Here is a 17875-nt window from a genome sequence, read left to right as displayed (position 1 = left end):
CCCTCGCGGCGCGACGGGCGCGGCAAGAGCAATGGGTTGCGAGTAAATAGCTGAATTCGGCATGGGCGGCTAGCTTAGCGGATGCTGGCGGCCGCGCACACCCGGGGCGGTCAAACCTTCGCGGGGATTGGCGTCGATTTGCTGCGCGGACGCAATTGCGCGGCGGCCATGGTCTGGTCGGTCACGCCGGTTTCGGCGCGCATGCCGGCAGCGAGGAACGGCACCATCAGGCGCATCACCTGCTCGATGGAGGTGTTGACGCCAAAGTCGGTCTCGGCAATCGCCCGCAAGGCCTTGATCCCGGACATGCTGAATGCCGCAGCGCCAAGCATGAAGTGTACGCGCCAGAACAATTCGATCGGCGGGATGCGCGGGGCGGCTTCGTTGACCAGCAACATATAGCGGCGGAACACCTTGCCGTACATGTCTTCCAGGTAGCGGCGCAGGTGGCCCTGGCTCTGGCTGAACGCCAGGCCCAACAGGCGCATGAAGATCGACAGGTCGTTGCCGCTGCGTGGCTGCACCACCAGCGCTTGCTCAACGAGGATTTCCAGCAGTTCTTCCAGGCTTGGCTTATGGTCGGCCTTGGCCTGGCGGCGTTCGAGCTCACGGTCGAGACTGGCGCAGAACGGCCCCAGGAAACGCGAGAACACCGCCTGGATCAGGGCTTTTTTCGAGCCGAAATGGTAGTTCACGGCGGCGAGGTTGACCCCGGCCTTGCTGGTGATCAGCCGCAATGAGGTTTCAGCAAATCCTTTTTCCGCGAACAATTGCTCGGCAGCATCGAGAATGCGTTCAACGGTTTCCGACTGGGCCATGGCTACTCCGCCTGACAAACACTTGTTTGAAACATACGTTTCAGCTTGTGTCTTGTCAAGCCTGTGGGTTCGCTTTCCGGCCAGGCAGTCATCTATTTGAACGCTATTTAATCACATCCTTTCAACTCTGTAGGCAGCGCTGTCTTTGCGTTGTAGGAGGGCTGACGAATGACCGTCCAGCGGACGCGCAAAAAAGGATGATTGCCAAGCGCAGTCCACTGTATATAATCCCAGTCACTGTATAAAAAGACAGAGCGATCAACATGCTAAAACTGACGCCACGCCAAGCTGAGATTCTGGCTTTTATCAAGCGCTGCCTCGACGACAACGGCTACCCGCCGACGCGCGCGGAAATTGCGCTGGAACTGGGGTTCAAATCCCCCAACGCCGCCGAAGAACACCTCAAGGCCCTCGCTCGCAAAGGCGCGATCGAGATGACCCCGGGCGCTTCGCGGGGCATTCGCATCCCCGGTTTCGAAGCCAAGGCCGACGAATCGACCCTGCCGATCATCGGCCGCGTCGCTGCCGGCGCGCCGATCCTGGCGCAACAGCACGTCGAGGAATCCTGCAACATCAACCCGACCTTCTTCCACCCTCGCGCCGACTACCTGTTGCGGGTGCATGGCATGAGCATGAAGGACGTGGGCATTTTCGACGGTGACCTGCTGGCCGTCCACACCACTCGTGAAGCCCGTAACGGCCAGATCGTCGTCGCCCGCATCGGCGATGAAGTCACCGTCAAACGCTTCAAGCGCGAAGGCAGCAAGGTCTGGCTCCTGGCCGAGAACCCTGAGTTCGCCCCGATCGAAGTCAACCTGAAAGACCAGGACCTGGTGATCGAAGGCCTGAGCGTCGGCGTCATTCGCCGCTAAAGGAGGCATCATGCAGCTCGTGCACACCCCACAACACACACAACTGTCGCTGTTCGAGGCCTTCATGGCCCAACCCCTTGCGCCCATCCTCAAGGAAACGGTCGAGGCGCCCTGGTGCGCCGAGCCTGAGGCGTTCAGTGAACTGTCGTTGCGCGGTGCGGCCGGGAGCTGCCTGAGCCTGCTGGCGCCGATCCTGCGAGAACTGAGCGAGGAACAGGATGCACGCTGGTTGACGCTGATCGCCCCACCCGCCAGCCTGACCCAGGCTTGGCTGCGGGACGCCGGTCTCAACCGCGAGCGCATCCTGTTGCTGCAACCACGCGGCGCGCAAAGTGCCCAGCAGTTGACCTGCGAAGCCCTGCGCCTGGGCCGCAGCCATACAGTGGTGAGCTGGTTGAACCCGCTGAATGCCAACGCCAAGCAACAGTTGATCAGCGCTGCGCGTACCGGCGATGCGCAGAGCTTGAATATTCGTTTGGGGTAATTCGAGGTGCCGCAGGCTAGCCCTGTGGCAAGGGAGCTTGCTCCCATTGGACGGTGCAGCAATCGCATGTTCAGGGCCGCTTAGCGCCCCAGCGGGAGCAAGCTCCCACGCCACACTCAGTGCAGAACCCGTGGACCGTCTTCTTTCTCCGGTTCGCCTTCTGCCAGGCGGCCTGCCATCTGTACGCCAACGCTCAACATGGCTTTTGCCACTTCCACGTGCTGGCCTTGCAGGAACGCCTTGGCGTCTTCGGAAAAGTCCAAGATAACCAGAGAACCCTCGTCCTCAGCCCGGCGCAGCTCGATTCGGCCGTCAGGCAATTCAACAATTTCCAGAAAGGACGTTGGCATAAAAGTCTGTTCTCCACGAAAGGCCGGGATTATATCAGTCATCTGCCGGGCCTCGCAGTGGATCTGGCGAGGTTTCTTTACGGCTGGATGAATGGTGCTTAGTGAGAGCAAGCCCACTGCCACAATTTTGATTGGCACCCATCTGCGCAGGTGCCTTGGCTGTCAGCTCGCAATGATCACCGGCTCAACGAGCGTGTCTCAGCACTCGTTCAAACCTTCACGAAACCGCAGCGCCATGTTTTTCAGCTCCTGGCGCCAGCCTTCGAGCTCTTCGCGGCTCAACGGCTTCGGCTCATCCTCTTCCAGCGACAGCGCCACGATCAACGGCTGGGTCACATCGCCCTTGGGCACATGGGGAACACGTGGTGGCTGGAACATATCGGCATGCGCTTTGAGCAGGCGTGCCACCCAACTGTCGGGGCTTTGCGCCATTTCCACCAGTTCGGCGAGTTCAGGGATCGCCATGGCGTCCAGCACTTCGCGATTCATGATCATTTCCGCACGCGGCGAACCGGCCTGGGGCAAACGGTAGAACCCGGCGATTTCATGACACAGCCCCAGCAAGGCGCCGTACAGGTGGAACAGGGCCGCCTCACGCCCCGCCTGGACCAGCGCGATGGCGTTCATCTCCTTCCCTTCCTCGGCACGGCCAAGGGCTTCCAGGGACAAACCCGCGAAGTAAATTTTCTGGTTGGTACGGGTATAGAGTTCGTTGGCCATGACGGCAATCTCCACAACGAATAGGCGTAATGCTGGTATGTAGGAGCGAGCTTGCCCGCGAAAAACCTGGGGGCGCCGTGGGGCATCAGGTTTTTCGCGTAATCGTTAGCGACCTTCGCGAGCAAGCTCGCTCCTACAGCAAGCAAAAGCCGTCTATGCAGACGGCTTTTAGCGTTATCAGATTAACCGATCAAGCGCCCTGGCGCTTGTCCTCGACCTTCCACTTGCCGCCGTCGTAGAACGCCTTCCAACCGGTCGGCTTACCGTCCACTTCGGACTGCACGTACTGTTCCTTGGTCTTGCGGCTGTAGCGGATCACGGCCGGGCGACCGTCCGGGTCCTTCTTCGGCGCTTCGCACAGGAAGTGGTACTTCGGATCGATCTCATCCTTGTGCGGCACGATCTCGAGCACCAGCGGCGCACGGGTCTCGCGGTTTTTCGGGAACTGGCTGGCAGCCAGGAACAGCCCCGAAGCGCCATCACGCAGGATATAGGTGTCGTTGACCTTCTCGCACTTGAGTTCGGGCATCTTCACCGGGTCCATCTTCGGCGGCGCCGCGTCACCGCTTTTCAGCAGTTTGCGGGTGTTCTTGCACGTCGGGTTGGTGCAACCGAAGAACTTGCCGAAACGGCCGGTCTTGAGTTGCATCTCGCTGCCGCACTTGTCGCATTCCAGGCTCGGGCCTTCGTAGCCCTTGATGCGGTAGCTGCCCTCTTCGATCTCGTAGCCGTCGCAATCCGGGTTGTTACCGCAGATGTGCAACTTGTGCTTCTCGTCCAACAGGTAGGCATCCATCGCCGTGCTGCAGATCGGGCAACGGTGCTTGCCACGCAGCACCAGCGATTCGGATTCACCCTCGTCGTCGGCGGCGATTTCATCGCCCGGCACCAGGTTGACGGTGGCCTTGCAGCGCTCTTTCGGCGGCAGGCTGTAGCCCGAGCAACCGAGGAACACGCCGGTGGACGCGGTACGAATCTGCATCGGCCGGCCGCAGGTCAGGCACGGGATGTCGGTCATCACCGGCTGGTTGGCACGCATGCCGCTGTCCGGGCTTTCGGCCACTTCGAGTTTTTTCTTGAAGTCGCCGTAGAATTCGTCGAGCACGCTCTTCCAGTCGCGCTCGCCCTGGGCCACGTCATCGAGATTCTCTTCCATGCCGGCGGTGAAGCCGTAGTCCATCAGGTTGGAGAAACTCTCGGACAGACGCTCGGTGACGATGTCGCCCATTTTTTCCGAATAGAAACGCCGGTTGTGCAGCGCCACGTAGCCACGGTCCTGGATCGTGGAGATGATCGCCGCATAGGTCGAAGGACGACCGATACCGCGTTTCTCCATCTCTTTCACCAGGCTGGCTTCCGAATAACGCGCCGGCGGCTTGGTGAAGTGTTGGGACGGATCGAGCTTGATCAGCTTCAACGTGTCGCCCTGGGCCATGTCCGGCAGTACGTCGTCGTCGCCTGGCTTGGCGATTTGCGGCATCACGCGGGTGTAGCCGTCGAACTTGAGGATACGGCCCTTGGCACGCAGCTCGAAGTCGCCTGCGCCCACGCTGACGGTGGTGGACAGGTATTGCGCCGGCAGCATCTGGCAGGCCAGGAACTGGCGCCAGATCAGCTCATAGAGGCGCTCAGCGTCACGTTCCATGCCGCTCAGCTTGCTCGGCTCGGTGTTGGCGTCGGAAGGACGAATCGCTTCGTGAGCTTCCTGGGCGCCTTCTTTGCTGCTGTAGACGTTCGGCTTCTCCGGCAGGTACTTCTTGCCGAACTCGCTTTCAATATACGTGCGCGCCATCGCCACCGCGTCTTGCGACAGGTTGGTGGAGTCGGTACGCATATAGGTGATGTAGCCGGCTTCGTACAGACGCTGGGCCATCATCATGGTTTTCTTCACGCCGAAGCCCAGGCGGTTACTCGCGGCCTGTTGCAGGGTGGACGTGATGAACGGCGCCGACGGCTTGCTGCTGGTCGGTTTGTCTTCGCGCTTGACGATGCTGTAGCTGGAAGACTTGAGCTTCTCCAGCGCGGCCATGGCCTGGGCTTCGTTCAGCGGCTTGAAGGCCTCGCCTTTTTCACGGGCCACTTCAAAGCGCACGTTGGCGCCCTTGGCGGTGCCGAGGTCGGCGTGGACTTCCCAGTATTCTTCAGGGTTGAACGCACGAATTTCGCGCTCACGCTCCACCACCAGCTTGACCGCGACCGATTGCACACGGCCAGCGGACAGGCCACGGGCAATCTTGGCCCACAGCAGTGGCGAGACCATGTAACCCACGACACGGTCGAGGAAACGACGGGCCTGCTGGGCGTTGACGCGGTCGATATCCAGTTCGCCCGGCTTGGAGAAGGCTTCCTGGATGGCTTTCTTGGTGATTTCGTTGAACACCACACGCTTGTAGCGGCTGTCATCACCGCCGATGGCTTCCCGCAGGTGCCAGGCAATGGCTTCCCCTTCGCGGTCCAAGTCCGTTGCGAGATAGATGGTGTCGGCATCTTTGGCGAGCCGACGCAGCTCTTCGATGACCTTTTCCTTGCCCGGAAGGATTTCGTACTTGGCCTTCCAGCCATGTTCCGGGTCCACACCCATGCGCGAGACCAGCTGCTTGCGCGCTTTCTCTTTAGGCGTGAGCACCGGACCTTCGCCCGCAGCCGCCTTGCCGCGCTTGGCGGCAGGCTCCTTGCTGGCGCTAGCCGAACCGCTGGTGGGCAGGTCTCGGATATGGCCGATACTCGACTTCACCACGTACTCGTTGCCCAAGTACTTGTTGATGGTCTTGGCCTTAGCCGGGGATTCCACAATGACCAGCGATTTGCCCATGGATCGGAAAATTCCTGAATTCGAGAAGTGAAAGGCAGTTGGCGCCTGACGCGGCAACGCTATATATAGTGGCAACCGGGTGAGGTCAAGCGCAGCATTCTGCGCAGCCTGCCGTTATTGCCCTGAAAAAAGACTGGGTTCGGCCTGCACCAAAGCAAAGCGTGGGACCTGTTCGCCGTCAACTTCGACGGACTCGAGGAACATGCTCAACGGGCGCACCCAAAAGCCGTAATCGCCATACAGTGCTTGGTAGAACACCACTTCTTCTTCGGTCTCGGAGTGCCGCGCCACATTAAAAACGCGGTACTGCGGACCTTTATAATGTTGGTAGAGCCCTGGTTCGACTTTCATGCTCTGGCCACCTTACAAAATTTGTTAAAAAAAAATAATAAAACTACCGAAAAACAAAAACCGGGGCACTGGGCCCCGGCTTCCGTCAACCCAACGCTTAAAGGCGTTCGAAGACGGTGGAAATGCCTTGGCCGAGACCAATGCACATGGTTGCAACCCCGAGGTTGCCGCCATTTTGCTTCATCACATTGAGCAAAGTGCCGGAGATTCGCGCGCCGGAGCAACCGAACGGGTGGCCCAGGGCGATCGCGCCGCCGTGCAGGTTAACCTTCTCGTTCATCTTGTCGAGTACTTTCAAATCTTTCAGCACCGGCAGGGCCTGTGCGGCGAAGGCTTCGTTGAGCTCGAAGAAGTCGATATCGGCGACGGTCAGGCCCGCGCGCTTCAAGGCTTTTTGTGTCGCCGGTACCGGACCATAGCCCATGATCGCCGGGTCCACACCCGCTACGGCCATCGAACGAATCACCGCCATCGGCTGGATACCCAGGTCCTTGGCACGCTGCGCCGACATCACGATCATGCACGAGGCACCGTCGGTGATTTGCGACGAAGTGCCGGCTGTCACGGTGCCGCCCTTTGGATTGAACGCCGGTTTCAAGGCGGCCAGGCTTTCCAGGGTGGTATCCGGACGAATGGTTTCGTCGTAGTCGAACAGTTTCAGGAAACCGTTCTCGTCGTAGCCGTTCATCGGGATGATTTCATCCTTGAACTTGCCTTCCACGGTCGCCTTGTGGGCGAGCTGGTGGGAACGCAGGCCGAACGCATCCTGGGCTTCGCGGGTAATGCCGTGCATCTTGCCGAGCATTTCCGCGGTGAGGCCCATCATGCCCGAGGCTTTTGCCGCGTGCAGCGACATGTGCGGGTTGGGATCGACACCGTGCATCATGCTGACGTGGCCCATGTGCTCCACGCCACCGACCACGAATACATCACCGTTGCCGGTCATGATCGCCTGGGCGGCCGTGTGCAATGCGCTCATCGACGAACCACACAGGCGGCTGACCGTCTGCGCGGCCGCGGTGTGCGGGATCTGGGTCAGCAAGGAGGCCATGCGGGCGATGTTCCAGCCCTGCTCCAGGGTCTGGTTGACACAGCCCCAGATCACGTCTTCGACTTCGTTCGGGTCGACCTTGACGTTACGCTCCAGCAATTTGCTGATCAGGTGCGCCGACATGTCTTCGGCGCGGGTGTTGCGGTGCATGCCGCCCTTGGAGCGGCCCATCGGCGTGCGACCGAAGTCGACAATCACGACGTCTCTTGGATTCAAGCTCATAAATATTCTCGCTCAAGTGTATGGGACGCTTAACCGAAGAAGCTCTGGCCGTTCTTGGCCATCTCACGCAGCTTCGCGGTCGGGTGGTACAGCGGGCCCAAATCAGCGTATTGATCAGCCAGGGCAACGAACTCGGCCACACCGATCGAGTCGATGTAACGCAGTGCACCGCCACGGAATGGAGGGAAACCAATACCGTACACCAGGCCCATGTCGGCTTCGGCGGCGGTTTCGACGATGCCGTCTTCCAGGCAACGCACGGTTTCCAGGCACAGGGCGATCATCATCCAGTTGATGATGTCCTCGTCGGACACCTCACGCTGTTCATAGATGACCGGCGCGAGCACTTCGTGGACCGACGGATCGGCAACCTTCTTCTGCTTGCCCTTCTTGTCGGTCTCGTAGGCGTAGAAGCCCTTGCCGTTCTTCTGGCCCAGGCGCTTGGCCTCGTAGAGCGCGTCGATCGCCGAGCGGCGGTCGTCTTTCATGCGGTCCGGGAAGCCTTCAGCCATCACGTCGCGACCGTGGTGGCCGGTGTCGATGCCGACCACGTCCATCAGGTACGCCGGGCCCATCGGCCAGCCGAATTTTTCCATGACCTTGTCGATACGCACAAAGTCCACACCGGCGCTGACCAGCTTGGCGAAACCGCCGAAGTACGGGAACAGCACGCGGTTGACCAAAAAGCCCGGGCAGTCGTTGACCACGATCGGGTTCTTGCCCATTTTCTTGGCGTAGGCAACGGTAGTGGCGACGGCCAGCTCGCTGGACTTCTCACCACGGATCACTTCCACCAGCGGCATCATGTGCACCGGGTTGAAGAAGTGCATGCCGACGAAGTTTTCCGGACGCTTGAGGGCCTTGGCCAGCAGCGTGATGGAAATGGTCGAGGTGTTGGACGCCAGGATGGTGTCGTCTTTGACCTGGGCTTCCACTTCCGCCAGTACCGCTTGCTTGACCTTCGGGTTTTCGACAACCGCTTCGACCACCAGGTCGACGTGGCCGAAATCGCCGTAGGACAGCGTAGGACGAATGCCGTTGAGCACTTCAGCCATTTTCGCCGCGGTCATGCGACCTTTATCAACCCGACCCACCAGCAGCTTGGCCGCTTCCGCCAGGCCTTGCTCGATGCCGTGTTCGTTGATGTCTTTCATCAGGATCGGCGTGCCTTTGGACGCCGACTGATAGGCGATACCGCCGCCCATGATGCCGGCACCGAGTACGGCGGCCTGTTTCACATCCTTGGCGACTTCATCGTAGGCCTTGGCCTTTTTCTTCAGTTCCTGATCGTTCAGGAACAGGCCGATCAGGCTCCGGGCAGCGGAGGTCTTGGCCAGTTTGACGAAACCTGCCGCTTCCACTTCCAGGGCTTTGTCGCGACCGAAGTTCGCGGCTTTCTGGATGGTCTTGATCGCTTCAACCGGCGCCGGGTAGTTCGGGCCGGCCTGGCCAGCCACGAAACCTTTGGCGGTTTCGAACGCCATCATTTGTTCGATGGCGTTGAGCTTGAGTTTTTCCAGCTTCGGCTGACGCTTGGCCTTGTAATCAAATTCGCCGCTGATGGCGCCCTTGATCAGGTTCAGCGCGGCTTCGGCCAGTTTGTCCGGGGCAACCACGGCATCGACGGCACCGACTTTCAGCGCGTCTTCCGCTTTGTTTTCCTTGCCGGCGGCGATCCACTCGATGGCGTTGTCGGCCCCGATGATGCGCGGCAGGCGCACGGTGCCGCCGAAACCTGGGTAGATGCCCAGCTTGACTTCCGGCAGGCCGATTTTCGCAGTGGCCGACATGACGCGGAAATCCGCGGCCAGGCACATTTCCAGGCCGCCGCCCAGCGCGATGCCGTTGATCGCAGCAACAGTCGGCACGTTGAGGTCTTCGAAATCGCTGAAAATCTTGTTGGCTTCGAGGTTGCCAGCCACCAGCTCGGCATCGGGCAGCTTGAAGCTCTCGACGAATTCGGTGATGTCGGCGCCGACGATAAACACGTCCTTGCCGCTGGAGACGATCACGCCCTTGACCGAAGCATCTGCTTTGATGGCGTCTACGGCCTGACGCAGTTCGTTCAGGGTTAGACGGTTGAACTTGTTGACGGACTCACCCTTGAGGTCGAATTTCAGTTCGACGATGCCACTTTCAAGAGCCTTAACCGTGATGGCTTTACCTTCGTAAATCATCAACTGATCTCCACGATATGGAAGCTGAACAGTACACATCGGACGCTGGCCTCTGGTTGGACATTGATGATTTCGTCAATGCTCACCCCAATGCGCCAGGCACACCCGCCAATGCGATAGTCGGGATTCTGTATGAGACGTCTGACAGACAAACGCTCAATTCATACGCCCGTTTGATTTGGGTACGCCACCTTCATCCAATTCCGGGCAATTGTCAATCGCTCGAAAGCGCTAGGAAAAACGCGACTTTCCAGTCATTTCAGAACCCCAACCCTTGGCCCACGCTTCGCCAATATTCAACTATTCACCAAATCAATAATGAACACAGCGTAGGAAAAGACTGTACAGATCCGGATATCCGGCTAGGCTTGCGGCAGCCATTACAGAATAGTCAAAACGCCTGGGTGAATACCCGGCGTGAAACACACAGCTTTACCGGCCTGCCTGGCCAACCCCGCCCGATGATGATGTCGGGCTTTTTATTGCCCGACGTTCAGGCCAGGGCCTTGAGCAACGTATCAATGGCCTGCAGGTCGCTCACCTCACCCTTCTCGCCCCAGCACAACGCGATCATTTGCCGGTCTGCCTCGACTTTGTAGACGTTGGCCGGCAGCGTCGCAAAATGCGCCAGCAATTGCTCGTCCACGCAGGCTTCCTGCCACTGGTTGACCCACACGCCAGGCTCCAGCTGCCAATAACTCCATAGTGCAGGGACCTTGCCGCGCCGTGGCCGGTGGTATTGCGCGCACGGGCTCGGCGGCTCCTGCTTGAGCCAGTGCGGCCACGCCTGGGGCGCCAGTTGCATCGCCAGGCCCATGCGGCGCGCCTCCATGCGCAGGGCCATGCGCCCACTCTGATGGCGCGACGGGCGCAGCCATGCCAGGGGGCTCAAAACCACCGCAAGGATTGACACCACTATCCAGACCGTCATATGTGTACTCCCGATTTTTTAGATAAGCGGATTTGACCTGACGCAACCCCATCCGCTTGAAAGCAGCCATACTGAACTTATTGCAGTCCCCTGGAGGAACGCCCCATGTCATACGAACATATTCTGGTCGCCGTAGACCTGACCGAAGAGTGCGATCCAGTGATCAAACGCGCCGTGGATCTGGCTGGCACCACTGCCAAGCTGTCCCTGGTGCATATCGTCGAACCGATGGCCATGGCCTTTGGCGGCGACGTGCCGATGGACCTGTCACAACTGCAACAGCAGCAATTCGATCAAGCCAAGGAACGCCTTGAGCGCCTGATCACCAAGTACCCGAACCTGAAAAAAGGTCAGAGCCACCTGACCTATGGTCAGCCACGCCAGGAAATCCATCACCTGGCCAAGGAACAGGGCTGCGACCTGATCGTGGTCGGCAGCCATGGCCGTCACGGCCTGGCCTTGCTGCTGGGCTCCACCGCCAATGACGTCCTGCACGGCGCACCGTGCGATGTGCTGGCGGTGAAGCTGAAAAAGAACGCGTAAGACCGATCGAGACCCAAATATGGGAGGGAGCTTGCTCTCCCCCACATATTGGGCTGCAGCTCATATAAAAAACCCGGTGCTCATTGAAATGAACACCGGGTTTTTTAATGCACTGGAATCAATCAGGCGTCCAACTCGGCCCAACGTTCAACCAGCACTTCCAGCTCCTGGTTCAAGGTTTCCAGGGACGCGATGACCTCGGCGGTTTCCGCCGCCGGACGCAGGTAGAAACCCGCGTCAGCCATTTGCGCTTCGACCGCAGCGATCTGCTGCTCCTTGGCGTCGATTTCACCCGGCAGGGCTTCCAGCTCACGCTGCAGCTTGTAGCTGAGTTTCTTCTTCGCGGCAGGCGCGGCTTCCGGCGCCGGTGCAGCGGCGGCCACGGGGGCGACGACGGCAGAGGTCAAGTCGGCCTTGCCGGACTTGCTCTCGGTCACGCCCAGCAGGCGCGGCGAGCCGCCCTGGCGCAGCCAGTCCTGGTAACCACCGACGTACTCGCGCACCTTGCCTTCACCTTCGAAGACCAGGGTGCTGGTGACCACGTTGTCGAGGAATGCCCGGTCGTGGCTGACCATCAGCACAGTGCCGTTGAAGGTCAGCAGGACCTCTTCCAGCAGCTCGAGGGTTTCCACGTCGAGGTCGTTGGTCGGTTCGTCGAGGACCAGCAGGTTGGCCGGCTTGCTGAACAGCTTGGCCAGCAGCAAGCGCGCACGCTCACCACCGGACAAGGCCTTGACCGGCGTGCGTGCGCGCTGCGGGCTGAACAGGAAGTCGCCCAGGTAGCTCAGCACATGGCGGCTCTGGCCGTCGATATCGATAAAGTCGCGGCCTTCGGCGACGTTGTCGATCACGGTTTTTTCCAGGTCCAACTGGTGACGCAACTGGTCGAAGTAGGCCACGTCGATGCGCGTGCCCTCTTCCACTTTACCGCTGGTCGGTTGCAGGCCGTTGAGCATCAGCTTGAGCAACGTGGTCTTGCCGGTGCCGTTGGCGCCGAGCAGGCCGATACGGTCGCCGCGCTGCAGGACCATGGAGAAGTCCTTGATCAGGAACGGACCGTCCGGGTGATGGAAGCTGACGTTCTCCAACACCATCACCTGCTTGCCCGACTTGTCGGCGGTTTCCAGCATGATATTGGCCTTGCCGGTGCGCTCGCGACGCTCACTGCGTTCAACGCGCAGGGCCTTGAGTGCGCGTACACGGCCTTCGTTACGGGTGCGGCGCGCCTTGATGCCCTGGCGGATCCACACTTCTTCCTGGGCCAGGCGCTTGTCGAACAAGGCGTTGGCGGTTTCTTCGGCGGCCAGGGTGGCTTCTTTGTGGACCAGGAAGCTGGCGTAGTCGCCGTCCCAGTCGATCAGGCCACCACGGTCCAGCTCGAGGATACGGGTCGCCAGGTTCTGCAGGAAGGACCGGTCGTGCGTGATGAACAGCACGGCGCCCTGGAAATCCTTGAGGGCTTCTTCGAGCCAGGCGATCGCGCCGATGTCCAGGTGGTTGGTCGGTTCGTCGAGCAGCAGCAGGTCCGGCTCGGACACCAGGGCCTGGGCCAGCAGGACGCGGCGACGCCAGCCGCCGGACAATTCGGCGAGGGTCTTGTCGGCCGGCAGTTGCAGGCGGCTCAGGGTGCTGTCCACCAGTTGCTGCAGGCGCCAGCCGTCGCGGGCTTCGAGGTCTTGCTGGACGTGCATCAGCTTGTCCAGGTCTTCCTCGGTGACGCAGTTCTGCGCCAGGTGATGGTATTGCGCAAGCAACTCACCGACGCCGTCCAGGCCTTCGGCGACCACGTCGAACACTGTCCGTCCGTCGGCCACCGGCAGTTCCTGCGGCAATTCGCCAATCTTGAGGCCCGGGGCGCGCCATACAGAGCCGTCATCGGGCTTCTGGTCGCCTTTTACCAGCTTCATCATGCTGGACTTGCCGGTGCCGTTGCGGCCGATGATGCACACCCGCTCACCACGGGCGATCTGCCAGGACACCTTGTCCAACAACGGCATAGCGCCGAAAGCAAGGGACACATCGCTGAATTTGAGCAGGGTCATACGCTTCTCCAAAAACTGGGCGCGCATTCTACCTGAGTTGAGGGTGGGATGCGGCCGGCATTTTCGCTACGGGTGGGTTCTGTAAGACAATTCCGGCGAACTTGAACGAACAGGTCGGCAAAGCTTTCACCGGCCGCTGGCAAAAGGCTAAGCTAGAGGCAATGAGTGTCGGCGGTGCCGGCGCTAGTCGTGATTTCTCTGCACGGACGTCTCATGCGCAGTCGCCTTTTCAATTTTTTATCTTGTCTGCTTCTTACCGCCACTGCCGCTCAATCCGCCCTGGCCGTGGACATAACCACCCAACGTCAATATTACGATGAAGCCAAACGCGCCCTGGCCAAGGGCGACACCGGGCCCTACATGCAATACAGCCAGGCCTTGGCCGACTACCCGCTGACGCCGTACCTGGCCTACGACGAGCTGACCGCACGCCTGAAGACCGCGAGCAACGAGGAAATCGAACAATTCCTCGCCAAAAACGGCGACCTGCCCCAGGCCAACTGGATGAAACTGCGTTGGTTGCGCTGGCTGGCCGAGCGTGGCGACTGGCAGACCTTTGAAAAGTACTACGACCCCAAGCTCAATTTCGTCGAGCTCGATTGCCTGCATGGCCAGTTCCAGCTCACGCACAATCTGAAGGCCGAAGGCTACAAAACCACCGAAAAACTCTGGCTGACCGGTAAATCGCAACCGTCCGCCTGTGATGCCACGTTCGCGCAGTGGGCCGCAGATGGCCAACTCACCGAACAGAAAATCTGGGACCGCGCCAAGCTCGCCGCCGAAGCCCGCAACTACGCGCTGGCCAACAGCCTGGTGAAAAGCCTGCCGACCCTCGGCGCCCAAGGCCGCCTGATGGTGGACGTGGCGCAAAAGCCGGAGATGCTCAGCGACCCATCGCGCTTCCTGCCGGCCACCGAGGCCATGTCTGACGCCGTGGGCCTGGGCCTGCGCCGCCTGGCGCGCCAGGACCCGGACAAGGCCATGGCCATGCTCGACAGCTATGCCAGCAGCATGCACTTCTCCCGTGACGAAAAAGTGGCGATTGCCCGTGAGATCGGCCTGACCCTGGCCAAGCGCTTTGATCCACGCGCTCTTGAGGTGATGACCAAGTACGACCCGGAACTGCGCGACAACACCGTGTCCGAATGGCGCCTGCGCCTGCTGTTGCGCCTGGCCCGCTGGGAAGACGCCTACCAACTCACGCGCAAACTCCCGCAGGACTTGGCCACCACCAACCGCTGGCGCTACTGGCAGGCCCGCAGCCTGGAGCTGGCCGAGCCGAAAAACCCGCAAGCCCTGGTGCTGTACAAGAACCTGTCGCGGGAGCGCGATTTCTACGGTTTCCTCGCCGCCGACCGCTCCAAAGCGCCGTACCAACTGATGAACAAGCCGCTGTTGATGAGCCAGGCGCTGATCAACAAAGTGCGCAACACCCCCGGCGTGCGCCGCGCCCTGGAGTTCTATGCGCGGGGCCAGGTGGTCGATGGCCGCCGCGAGTGGTACCACGTCAGCCGTCACTTCAACCGCGACGAAATGGTCGCCCAGGCCAGGCTGGCCTACGACATGAAGTGGTACTTCCCGGCGATCCGTACCATCAGCCAGGCGCAGTACTGGGATGACCTCGACATCCGCTTCCCAATGGCCCACCGCGACACCCTGGTGCGCGAAGCCAAGGTGCGCGGCCTGCATTCGAGCTGGGTGTTCGCCATCACCCGCCAGGAAAGCGCGTTCATGGACGACGCCCGCTCCGGCGTCGGCGCCAGCGGCCTGATGCAGCTGATGCCCGGCACCGCCAAAGACACCGCGCGCAAGTTCAGCATCCCGCTGGCCTCCCCGGCCCAGGTGCTCGATCCGGATAAAAACATCCAGCTCGGCGCCGCTTACCTGAGCCAGGTACACAGCCAGTTCAACGGCAACCGCGTCCTCGCTTCCGCCGCCTACAACGCCGGCCCGGGCCGCGTGCGCCAGTGGCTGCGCGGCGCCGATCACCTGAGTTTCGACGTGTGGGTGGAAAGCATCCCGTTCGACGAAACCCGCCAGTACGTGCAGAACGTGCTGTCTTATTCGGTGATCTACGGGCAGAAGCTCAATTCGCCACAGCCGTTGGTGGACTGGCATGAGCGGTATTTCGACGATCAATAAAGCGTGACGCACACACAAAAATGCCCGCATCCTTCGATGCGGGCATTTTTTTGCGCGGTGATTTCAGTGCGCAGCCTGTTCCTCCACGCCATCACTGAACTGCAACGCCGCCAACCGCGCATACAGCGGGTTGCTCGCGATCAACTGCTGATGCGTGCCGATCGCCACCAGCTTGCCCTGGTCCATCACTGCGATCCGGTCCGCATGCTTCACCGTCGCCAGCCGATGCGCGATGACCAGCGTGGTGCGGCCCTGCATCAGTTGTGGCAGCGCCTGCTGGATCAGGTGTTCGCTCTGGGCGTCGAGGGCGCTGGTGGCTTCGTCCAGCAACAGGATCGGCGCATCTACCAGCAACGCGCGGGCGATCGCCAGGCGTTGCCGTTGGCCGCCGGAGAGGCCCATGCCGCCGTCGCCGAGGTGGGTCTGGTAGCCATCGGGCATTTGCAGGATGAAGTCGTGGGCATGGGCAATGCGCGCGGCGGCTTCGACCTGCTCGCGAGTGGCGCTCGGGTTGCCGTAGCGGATGTTGTCTTCGACACTGCCAAAGAACAGCGCCGGGCTCTGGGACACCAGGGCAAAGTGGCGGCGCAGGTCCTGGGGGTCGAGTTCGGTGAGCGGCTGGCCTTCGAGCAGGATGCGGCCGTGCTGGGGATCATAGAAGCGGAGCAACAGGTCGAAAATCGTCGACTTGCCCGCGCCCGACGGCCCCACCAGCGCGAGGGTTTCGCCGGGGTTGATGGTCAGGTTCAAACCGTCGATGGCGTAAGTGTCCGGCCGCGACGGGTAGGAAAAGCGCAGGTCTTGCAGCTCCATGCGGCCGCTGACGCGTGGCGGTAATTGCACGCTGCCAGCGGCGGGCGCCTGGATCTCGTTGTGCGACTGCAGCAACTCGCCGATCCGCTCTGCCGCCCCCGCGGCGCGCTGCAACTCGCCGAGCACTTCGCTCAAGGTGCCGACGGCGCTGCCGACGATCAGGCTGTAGAACACGAACGCGGCCAGTTCGCCGCCGGAAATGCGCCCGCTGATCACATCCATGCCGCCGACCCACAGCATCACCCCGACGGCGCCGAGCACCAGCATGATCACCAGGGTAATCAGCCAGGCACGCTGGGCAATGCGCTTACGTGCGGTGCTGAAAGCGTCCTCGACGGTCACGGCAAAGCGTTGTTCGTCCTGCGCCTGGTGGTTATAGGCCTGCACGGTCTTGATCTGGCCGAGCGTCTCGGACACGTAGCTGCCGACGTCGGCGATACGGTCCTGGCTCAAGCGCGACAGGCTGCGCACGCGGCGGCCGAAAATCAGGATCGGCGCCAACACCAGCGGCAGCGCCACCACCACGATGCTGGTGAGCTTGGGGTTGGTGACAAACAGCAGCACGATGCCGCCGATGACCATCAACGCATTGCGCAGGAACAGCGACAGCGAGGAGCCGATCACCGATTGCAACAATGTGGTGTCGGTGGTCAACCGCGACTGGATTTCCGAGCTGCGGTTGTTTTCATAGAAACCCGGGTGCAGGTAGATCAGGTGGTTGAACACCTGCCGGCGAATGTCGGCCACCACCCGCTCGCCGATCCACGACACCAGGTAAAACCGCGCAAACGTGCCGACGGCCAGGCCCAGTACCAGGATCATGAACAGGCCGATGGATTGGTTGAGCAAGTGCGGCGACTGGGTCATGAAGCCCTGGTCCACCAACAGGCGAATGCCCTGGCCCATGGACAAGGTGATGCCGGCGGTGACGATCAGCGCCACCAGCGCGCCAAGCGCCTGCCAGCGATAGGGCGCAATGAAGCGGCTGGCCAGGCGAATTGCACGGCGTTGTCGGACTGAGAACATGGGGGGCATCACCTGATGAGGGGAGATCGGAACCTACAGACAACATTGGGGGAACTTGAGTAAATAACAATGAGTCGGGTTAATTATGCCCGCCCACTCTGCCCCCTAGAGGTTATCGGTCTAACACCCGGCTGGAAATTTGTAACGGTTTCTGGTGGACTGAGTATTCGAAGCGATGATCTTGCAAGGAGTTGTAACAGCTCGGTCACGCGGGGGGGTTAAAGTTGGTACACAACCTGATGAGGAGACAGGCCATGACCTTGCAAAACAGCAGCGATGCCAAGATTGAAGTAATCCGCCAACCGCAATACCTGCCTTGCTCCGTCATCGACGCCCAAGGCCGCGAAGTGCAGATTACCGAAGACATGATCCAGCAAGCGTGCCGCGAGCTGGAACAGCGACTGGTCAAGCCTGCCCAGCAAGGCTGAAGCGCCCACGCTCTTTCAGAACCGGCCTTGATGGCCGGTTAATGAGATGGTCACCCCCAACACCCTGTGAGGGCTACGCTTTCACGGGGTGTT

The 17875-nt window shown here is 60.8% G+C and carries 15 protein-coding genes; 5 read left to right on the top strand and 10 right to left on the bottom strand.

What is annotated here, in order from left to right:
- Nucleotides 1-110 precede the first annotated feature (110 nt).
- Nucleotides 111-818 (bottom strand): TetR/AcrR family transcriptional regulator, encoded by a 708-nt coding sequence (locus tag NR164_RS28495; RefSeq protein ID WP_046384321.1) that lies wholly within the window; start codon nt 816-818, stop codon nt 111-113.
- Nucleotides 819-1081: 263 nt separating this feature from the next.
- Between NR164_RS28495 and lexA the strand changes: the two genes are divergently transcribed.
- Nucleotides 1082-1690, top strand: coding sequence for a transcriptional repressor LexA (gene lexA / locus NR164_RS28490; protein ID WP_003172575.1), 609 nt, complete (start codon nt 1082-1084; stop codon nt 1688-1690).
- A 10-nt stretch (nt 1691-1700) separates the two neighbouring features.
- Nucleotides 1701-2174, top strand: coding sequence for an SOS-induced cell division inhibitor SulA (gene sulA / locus NR164_RS28485; protein WP_017848777.1), 474 nt, complete (start codon nt 1701-1703; stop codon nt 2172-2174).
- 116 nt (nt 2175-2290) lie between these two features.
- Here sulA and NR164_RS28480 read toward each other — a convergent pair whose 3' ends face one another.
- The 7 genes from NR164_RS28480 to NR164_RS28450 all read right to left on the bottom strand — a co-directional run bounded on the left by NR164_RS28480 (nt 2291) and on the right by NR164_RS28450 (nt 10788).
- Nucleotides 2291-2524 (bottom strand): hypothetical protein, encoded by a 234-nt coding sequence (locus NR164_RS28480; RefSeq protein WP_017254451.1) that lies wholly within the window; start codon nt 2522-2524, stop codon nt 2291-2293.
- 198 nt (nt 2525-2722) lie between these two features.
- Nucleotides 2723-3244 (bottom strand): DUF6586 family protein, encoded by a 522-nt coding sequence (locus tag NR164_RS28475; RefSeq protein ID WP_017848776.1) that lies wholly within the window; start codon nt 3242-3244, stop codon nt 2723-2725.
- Between the two features lie 190 nt (nt 3245-3434).
- The gene (gene topA, locus NR164_RS28470) at nt 3435-6056 is read right to left on the bottom strand and encodes a type I DNA topoisomerase (RefSeq protein ID WP_046384322.1); all 2622 of its coding nucleotides are present in this window, start codon (nt 6054-6056) and stop codon (nt 3435-3437) included.
- A 114-nt stretch (nt 6057-6170) separates the two neighbouring features.
- Entirely contained in the window at nt 6171-6407 is a 237-nt protein-coding gene (locus NR164_RS28465; RefSeq protein ID WP_010563748.1) for a DUF1653 domain-containing protein, read from the bottom strand.
- Between the two features lie 97 nt (nt 6408-6504).
- Nucleotides 6505-7680 (bottom strand): acetyl-CoA C-acyltransferase FadA, encoded by a 1176-nt coding sequence (gene fadA, locus NR164_RS28460; protein ID WP_026140242.1) that lies wholly within the window; start codon nt 7678-7680, stop codon nt 6505-6507.
- Between the two features lie 29 nt (nt 7681-7709).
- Nucleotides 7710-9857: a fatty acid oxidation complex subunit alpha FadB gene (gene fadB / locus NR164_RS28455; protein ID WP_017848773.1), complete on the bottom strand. Its 2148-nt coding sequence runs from the start codon at nt 9855-9857 to the stop codon at nt 7710-7712.
- 493 nt (nt 9858-10350) lie between these two features.
- Nucleotides 10351-10788 (bottom strand): hypothetical protein, encoded by a 438-nt coding sequence (locus NR164_RS28450; RefSeq protein ID WP_017848772.1) that lies wholly within the window; start codon nt 10786-10788, stop codon nt 10351-10353.
- 105 nt (nt 10789-10893) lie between these two features.
- Between NR164_RS28450 and NR164_RS28445 the strand changes: the two genes are divergently transcribed.
- Nucleotides 10894-11331 carry a universal stress protein gene (locus NR164_RS28445; RefSeq protein ID WP_046384324.1) on the top strand — a complete coding sequence of 146 codons (438 nt, stop codon included), beginning with the start codon at nt 10894-10896 and terminating at the stop codon, nt 11329-11331.
- Between the two features lie 122 nt (nt 11332-11453).
- Here NR164_RS28445 and NR164_RS28440 read toward each other — a convergent pair whose 3' ends face one another.
- Nucleotides 11454-13373, bottom strand: a complete 1920-nt coding sequence (locus tag NR164_RS28440; protein ID WP_256823563.1) for an ATP-binding cassette domain-containing protein — start codon at nt 13371-13373, stop codon at nt 11454-11456.
- A gap of 213 nt (nt 13374-13586) precedes the next feature.
- Between NR164_RS28440 and NR164_RS28435 the strand changes: the two genes are divergently transcribed.
- Nucleotides 13587-15515, top strand: coding sequence for a transglycosylase SLT domain-containing protein (locus NR164_RS28435; RefSeq protein WP_256823562.1), 1929 nt, complete (start codon nt 13587-13589; stop codon nt 15513-15515).
- A gap of 63 nt (nt 15516-15578) precedes the next feature.
- Here NR164_RS28435 and NR164_RS28430 read toward each other — a convergent pair whose 3' ends face one another.
- Complete coding sequence (locus NR164_RS28430) at nt 15579-17363, bottom strand: ABC transporter ATP-binding protein/permease (RefSeq protein ID WP_197089062.1); 1785 nt, start codon at nt 17361-17363, stop codon at nt 15579-15581.
- Nucleotides 17364-17608: 245 nt separating this feature from the next.
- Between NR164_RS28430 and NR164_RS28425 the strand changes: the two genes are divergently transcribed.
- On the top strand, nt 17609-17782 hold the full coding sequence (locus NR164_RS28425; RefSeq protein ID WP_017848767.1) for a PA1571 family protein: 174 nt from the start codon (nt 17609-17611) through the stop codon (nt 17780-17782).
- The last annotated feature ends 93 nt before the right edge of the window (nt 17783-17875 follow it).

The sequence above is a fragment of the Pseudomonas sp. Pse79 genome (assembly GCF_024519615.1).
GTDB classification, from domain to species: Bacteria; Pseudomonadota; Gammaproteobacteria; order Pseudomonadales; family Pseudomonadaceae; genus Aquipseudomonas; species Aquipseudomonas veronii.
Note: the sequence above shows the minus strand (reverse complement) of the source record. Positions and strands in the feature narration are given on the sequence as shown.

Bases quoted from the DNA above. Each gene is read 5' to 3' on its own strand.
- fadA (WP_026140242.1), bottom strand. From the start codon at position 7,680: ATGAGCTTGAATCCAAGAGACGTCGTGATTGTCGACTTCGGTCGCACG.
- lexA (WP_003172575.1), top strand. From the start codon at position 1,082: ATGCTAAAACTGACGCCACGCCAAGCTGAGATTCTGGCTTTTATCAAG.
- NR164_RS28425 (WP_017848767.1), top strand. From the start codon at position 17,609: ATGACCTTGCAAAACAGCAGCGATGCCAAGATTGAAGTAATCCGCCAA.
- NR164_RS28435 (WP_256823562.1), top strand. From the start codon at position 13,587: ATGCGCAGTCGCCTTTTCAATTTTTTATCTTGTCTGCTTCTTACCGCC.
- fadB (WP_017848773.1), bottom strand. From the start codon at position 9,857: ATGATTTACGAAGGTAAAGCCATCACGGTTAAGGCTCTTGAAAGTGGC.
- NR164_RS28440 (WP_256823563.1), bottom strand. From the start codon at position 13,373: ATGACCCTGCTCAAATTCAGCGATGTGTCCCTTGCTTTCGGCGCTATG.
- NR164_RS28430 (WP_197089062.1), bottom strand. From the start codon at position 17,363: ATGCCCCCCATGTTCTCAGTCCGACAACGCCGTGCAATTCGCCTGGCC.
- topA (WP_046384322.1), bottom strand. From the start codon at position 6,056: ATGGGCAAATCGCTGGTCATTGTGGAATCCCCGGCTAAGGCCAAGACC.
- NR164_RS28475 (WP_017848776.1), bottom strand. From the start codon at position 3,244: ATGGCCAACGAACTCTATACCCGTACCAACCAGAAAATTTACTTCGCG.
- NR164_RS28480 (WP_017254451.1), bottom strand. From the start codon at position 2,524: ATGCCAACGTCCTTTCTGGAAATTGTTGAATTGCCTGACGGCCGAATC.
- NR164_RS28465 (WP_010563748.1), bottom strand. From the start codon at position 6,407: ATGAAAGTCGAACCAGGGCTCTACCAACATTATAAAGGTCCGCAGTAC.
- NR164_RS28495 (WP_046384321.1), bottom strand. From the start codon at position 818: ATGGCCCAGTCGGAAACCGTTGAACGCATTCTCGATGCTGCCGAGCAA.
- NR164_RS28445 (WP_046384324.1), top strand. From the start codon at position 10,894: ATGTCATACGAACATATTCTGGTCGCCGTAGACCTGACCGAAGAGTGC.
- NR164_RS28450 (WP_017848772.1), bottom strand. From the start codon at position 10,788: ATGACGGTCTGGATAGTGGTGTCAATCCTTGCGGTGGTTTTGAGCCCC.
- sulA (WP_017848777.1), top strand. From the start codon at position 1,701: ATGCAGCTCGTGCACACCCCACAACACACACAACTGTCGCTGTTCGAG.